This window comes from Flavobacterium aquidurense (assembly GCF_002217195.1).
Lineage (GTDB): Bacteria > Bacteroidota > Bacteroidia > Flavobacteriales > Flavobacteriaceae > Flavobacterium > Flavobacterium frigidimaris.
This window is the reverse complement of sequence record NZ_MUGR01000084.1, coordinates 1-4,811: the sequence shown is the minus strand read 5'-3', so window position 1 is coordinate 4,811 and position 4,811 is coordinate 1. Positions and strand designations below refer to the sequence as shown.

Sequence of the window (4,811 nt, the reverse complement as noted above, 5' to 3'; positions counted from 1 at the left end):
TCTAACGAAACGGGGTTTTTTGTTTTAAAAATATTGGAGTAATGTGGGAGCCCCGATAGCTATCGGGGCCTGTCATCTTTCTTTTGAAAACCCTGTTTCTAACGAAACAGGGTTTTTTGGGATCAACACGAAAATCTGTGGAGCAGCAAAAATTAAGCATAAATATTGGTTAGTCTAAAGAGGAAGAATTCTATATTTCTAACACCTCTGAATTTGGATCTAAAAGCTTTTATTTTAGCATTGAAAGATTCTGCAGACGCATTAGTACTTCTGTTGTCAAAATAATTTAAGATCGTTTGATAGTGATTTAAGACTAGCAGCCATAACACTTTGGAATTTGGAATTTATTTTAAAAATTATATTTCTAATTACCCGTAAACCGCGTTAGGGATGGCAGCGGTATCCTTTTGCGGAAAACTAAATTTCTGCGGAGTAAACCAAAATTGCTTCCGCAAAAGATTTAGCGTACAGCCCGGCCCGCAGGGAAACGCCCAAATTATTACTCTTTAGATTGGTCTTCTAAACATTAATAAAACACTACTTATTTTTCTTTTTAGCTTTTATTCTTATTTTTAAAGGAATAGGATAACAATCAAAAAAAAGAGTTCCAAAATGGGCAATTTTTGCTTCTGTTATTTTTGTCAATAATAATTTAAGAAGAGGGAGTGTGTTTCTTTGCCCAATTTATAAGTATAAATGGGTTCTTTAGAATTGGTGAATTTTCTCAATATCGATAAGTACAAAATTATTGATCCAATACACGGATAGAAAATAATGGTGAAATTTAATTGTGTTTTATAGTTTAACTACAATTTTTCCTTATTTCATTACAATAAATGAATTTTCGATCTTCTTTATATTCAATTTTAAAATTTAGTACAATATATTAGCTTCTGAAATAAAAATGGGAATATGGAGGTAAATTTAAATTCAGGTTCATTTTGGGCAAGTGAAAGGAAAATTTCATTTTTCGAGAAGCTCTTTAGAAGGAAAAAATTTGAAAAAAAAGCACTTAGTATGCCTGAAATAATTGGAAACAATTGTGAGGGTCTTATCGTAGGAGAACAAAAAATAAAATCGTTTCTTTTCTCTACAGATATGGCAATTATAGAAAATAATGATGCTGATGCAATTCTGGCCGTATATCCTTTTGCCCCTTCTCCAAAAATCATAAGAAGTTTGATAGATTTCTGTAGTAAACCGCTTATATGTGGTGTGGGAGGAGGAACAACAAGAGGAAAAAAATCTTTGGAAATGGCATTGTATGCTGAAGAAATGGGAGCTGCCGGAATTATTGTTAATATACCGTTTCATAATAATGATTTAGAAAAAATTAGAAAGAGAATTTCTATACACGTAATTGCCAGTATTGCTTCGGCAGATTATGAATTCTTAAAAAGCAAAATAGATTCAGGAGTAGATATTTTTCATGTGACCGGGGGAAAATACACTAATACAATTTTGAAAGAGATTAGCGCTAAGTTCCCGGGGTTTCCTATAATGGCAACTGGCGGCACAAGTTTAGGGAACATTGAGGAATCAATAGTAGCAGGATCTCAAGCAATTGTGCTGTCGCCTCCCTCTAACAAAGATCTATTTAAAACAATGATGGACAAGTACAGAAATAGTTAAAATTATTAAACCCTGTGAAACCAGATGGTCTACAGGGTTTAATTTTTTTTATAATTTCAACAGCACTATTCTTGAATCATTTTACTGATAATGTCACTATTTTGAAATTGTCGAGGGTTGTATTATTTAACTCTAAAAGTTACTTTTCTCACTAGTTTTCTAGCTGCATCTGAATCTTTATCTACAGAAGTGTCTTCACCAGCCGCAATAACATTTAATCTTGATGGATGAATATTAGCTTTTAGTAATACATTTTTAACGCTATTTGCTCGCGAAGTTGATAATTTATCGTTGTATGCAGATCTGCCTATTTCATCAGCATGACCAACAATGTCAACTGAAGCAGAAGGATTGTTTCTTAGATAATTTAAAATAAAGTCGATACCTTCTGTCGAAACATTTGTTGGAGTAGATTTATTAAAATCAAAATAAGTACATACGTAACCACCATTAATCAGGTTTTTAATCAATTCATTATTACTTAAAACAGGAGATTTATCAGTATTGCTTCCGTAAGTTTTTAATAAATAGCTTTCTAATTCATCAGGAACGTTATTATTGTTTAAATCAATTGCTTTTCCTTTGGTGTTCACCATTACACCTGAAATAGTATTTGGTTCTTCATCTAAATAATCAGGCACACCATCCTTATCGGTATCTAACATTGAAGTTTCAATGTCAGTAATTCTTTTCTTCAATTCGTCGATTTCGCCTCCGTTATCAATAACCCAATCCGCATGTTTTTCATTTTTACCTAAGTAAACAGTTAAACCTACTGTTCCGTTAAAAAGAATTCCTGAGAAACCTCTTGTATTAGCAGCACTAGCAGCATCAAAAGTTTGATTTTGATTTGTATTCAGGATAGTTGTAAAATCTCCGGTCAAAACTATTCTGTTAGATAATTTAATCTGCCCCGTTACACCAGCTATAAAATTACCCATTCTATCTTTTATTGCTGAGTTTTCATCTTCTAATTGAGCCAAACCAAAACCTGCATGACCTAATAAACCAATAGTATTAGTCCAGGTTTCAAAGTTCATAATTCTTCCCAGGTTAGCTACAGCTTGAATATCTGCTCTGTAATATTTAGTATCAAAATCTATCGAATTATTTTTTCCTGTGAAACTGTTGTAGCCAAAGTCAGCTTTTAAACCAAACTTATTGTTGAACATGTATCTAACTCCCAGATCAACAACATATGGACTTGGTGTTGATGTAAAATATCCAGAAGACATTGGTCTTTGTGGTTTGTTAACTCCACCTGCTAATTCAATAGAAAATTTATTAAAATCAGTTTTCGTACTTTTTTCAATTTTGTTTTGAGCACTTAAAGTTGTTATTGCACTGGCAAAAGCGAAAGTAAGTATTAAATTTTTCATTTTTATTATTGTTTAAATTTTGCGCAAAACTAGAAGGCAATCTTTGATAAAAAAAATGAGCAGTAAAATTTACTTTGTGACTGCTGCCTTCGAGTTGTTTTTTACCGAGAATAGAAGATGTAGTATTTTTTGGAACATGTGTCTGATTGTTAGTGTTTTAATGTGTTTTGGTTGGCTTTTTTTGAATAGATATATCGACGTTTATTGTAGAAAAGATTCTACATCAGGCTGAGCCTTATTCTATAAAACATTGATTTTAATGGATGTATTTTTGTTTTCTACGCGCAAAGGTGCTGTGTAATCCTGATTTTTTAACTTGATTAAATTTAGAAATGGATTTGATTTTTAAATACAACTGGGGAGATGATGAAAAAAAGGGTGTTGCTATATGGGAATCAAAAATGCTTTTCAAAATACTTAAAATGTAAATTTCAAGATGTATTGGTTCTTGATGTTTGTAAAAATTTTAAAGATCTTACAGCCGAATTAAATACTTATTCGGTAATAGTATTAGTGATTTATACAGAAGAAGATTTATTTGATTTTTTTAAAATATACAGAAGTGAAATTCCTCTTGTAATTTGTTCTTTCAATAAAAGGGTCTTAGAATTTTTGATGGATTTGGAAAATTTATACTTATTGGATACTTCAAAAATCAGATCGGAAATATTAAAGCAACTAGGTTCTCATTTCAATGAAACCATACTTAACATTCAAATACCAATTACTTCTGATCTTTAAATGATTTTAATTGTTTAATAAGTATCCATCGTAGAAATTAATGAATGCTATGGTGGTTAAGGCTATAGCTTTCATTTTTTTTAATTTAAAATAATAAACCTTCTAAAACTTCAATTGAAGGCGCATCAAAATAACTGAAAGACTTATGTGTTTTATTATGAGATATGGTAATTGAAAAAGAATCGTAGGCATAAGTCGTTTTCGCTTTTTTTACCATACACTTCTGTTTATTCTTCTTTATTTCTTTTAAAGTTCTGGTTCATAATTTTTATGTTTTTACATCTTTTTACAAAAACAGGAGAGTTATAAATGAGAGTATCATTTTCATTTTGCAGCTAAGTTTTTAGCTGTACTTTTTTTTGCGGGTCATAATAGCTGTTTTTTGCTGAGTTGTTTTGTAGAAAAAGTTCTACATGATATGGTTTTTTATTCTACATGTTTATGATTTTAAGCATGTTAGATTTGCTAACTAATTAATTGTAAGAGCAAAAAGCTTTTTTTATAAGACCCCAAATCTAAAAAAAACTTAACTAACGGTGTTTTGAAAAAAAAATGAGGATTGATGATTTCTAAGTTTTCTACTGGAATTAATTCTTATTAAAATTAATTGTTTTTTAAAACCTTTTTTATGAAAAATTATTACTTATTATTCCTTCTAACAGGATTTGGTTTTTTGAGTCATGCCCAGGTAGGTGTTGGAACTCAAATGCCTAATGCATCAAGTCAGCTTGATGTAGTGGCTTCGAATAAAGGTATTCTTATTCCGAGAGTAGCGCTAACGAGTACAGCAGATAACGTAACTATTACTGAAGGAAATGTAAATAGCCTTCTGGTTTTTAATACCCAAACAATTAACGACATTGTACCAGGCTATTACTATTGGTATATTGATAAGTGGTATCGAATGGGAACCGCAGGCACAGAAACTATTACTACTTTAATAGATAATAACAACGGGACCATTACGTATACAAATGAGAATGGAACATCGGTAACAATTAATCTGGCTACTGGTTTAAGAGGACTTCAAGGGATACCAGGTGTTGACGGAAAATCAAT

At 31.1% G+C, this 4,811-nt stretch carries 5 protein-coding genes and 1 pseudogene; 3 read left to right on the top strand and 3 right to left on the bottom strand.

The window, feature by feature from the left end; all coding sequences use genetic code 11:
• Positions 1 to 152: 152 nt before the first annotated feature.
• Positions 153 to 329 (bottom strand): transposase, encoded by a 177-nt coding sequence (locus B0A67_RS24725; RefSeq protein WP_242671017.1) that lies wholly within the window; start codon positions 327 to 329, stop codon positions 153 to 155.
• A gap of 688 nt (positions 330 to 1,017) precedes the next feature.
• Here B0A67_RS24725 and B0A67_RS24720 point away from each other — a divergent pair.
• Positions 1,018 to 1,632 (top strand): hydrolase, encoded by a 615-nt coding sequence (locus B0A67_RS24720; RefSeq protein WP_123887501.1) that lies wholly within the window; start codon positions 1,018 to 1,020, stop codon positions 1,630 to 1,632.
• A 122-nt stretch (positions 1,633 to 1,754) separates the two neighbouring features.
• Here B0A67_RS24720 and B0A67_RS24715 read toward each other — a convergent pair whose 3' ends face one another.
• On the bottom strand, positions 1,755 to 3,011 hold the full coding sequence (locus B0A67_RS24715) for an OmpA family protein (RefSeq protein WP_072965290.1): 1,257 nt from the start codon (positions 3,009 to 3,011) through the stop codon (positions 1,755 to 1,757).
• A gap of 363 nt (positions 3,012 to 3,374) precedes the next feature.
• On the opposite strand from B0A67_RS24715, the gene B0A67_RS24710 reads away from it, so the two are divergent.
• Entirely contained in the window at positions 3,375 to 3,752 is a 378-nt protein-coding gene (locus B0A67_RS24710) for a hypothetical protein (RefSeq protein WP_123887499.1), read from the top strand.
• Between the two features lie 85 nt (positions 3,753 to 3,837).
• On the opposite strand, the gene B0A67_RS25315 is transcribed toward B0A67_RS24710, so the two are convergent.
• Positions 3,838 to 3,969: a hypothetical protein gene (locus B0A67_RS25315; protein WP_262494756.1), complete on the bottom strand. Its 132-nt coding sequence runs from the start codon at positions 3,967 to 3,969 to the stop codon at positions 3,838 to 3,840.
• A gap of 411 nt (positions 3,970 to 4,380) precedes the next feature.
• On the opposite strand from B0A67_RS25315, the pseudogene B0A67_RS24705 reads away from it, so the two are divergent.
• Positions 4,381 to 4,811: pseudogene (locus B0A67_RS24705) on the top strand (hypothetical protein); the annotation flags it as partial.

Excerpts from the sequence above, each read along its gene's own strand:
- B0A67_RS24720 (WP_123887501.1), top strand. The coding sequence starts at position 1,018 with ATGCCTGAAATAATTGGAAACAATTGTGAGGGTCTTATCGTAGGAGAA.
- B0A67_RS24715 (WP_072965290.1), bottom strand. The coding sequence starts at position 3,011 with ATGAAAAATTTAATACTTACTTTCGCTTTTGCCAGTGCAATAACAACT.
- B0A67_RS24710 (WP_123887499.1), top strand. The coding sequence starts at position 3,375 with ATGATGAAAAAAAGGGTGTTGCTATATGGGAATCAAAAATGCTTTTCA.
- B0A67_RS25315 (WP_262494756.1), bottom strand. The coding sequence starts at position 3,969 with ATGGTAAAAAAAGCGAAAACGACTTATGCCTACGATTCTTTTTCAATT.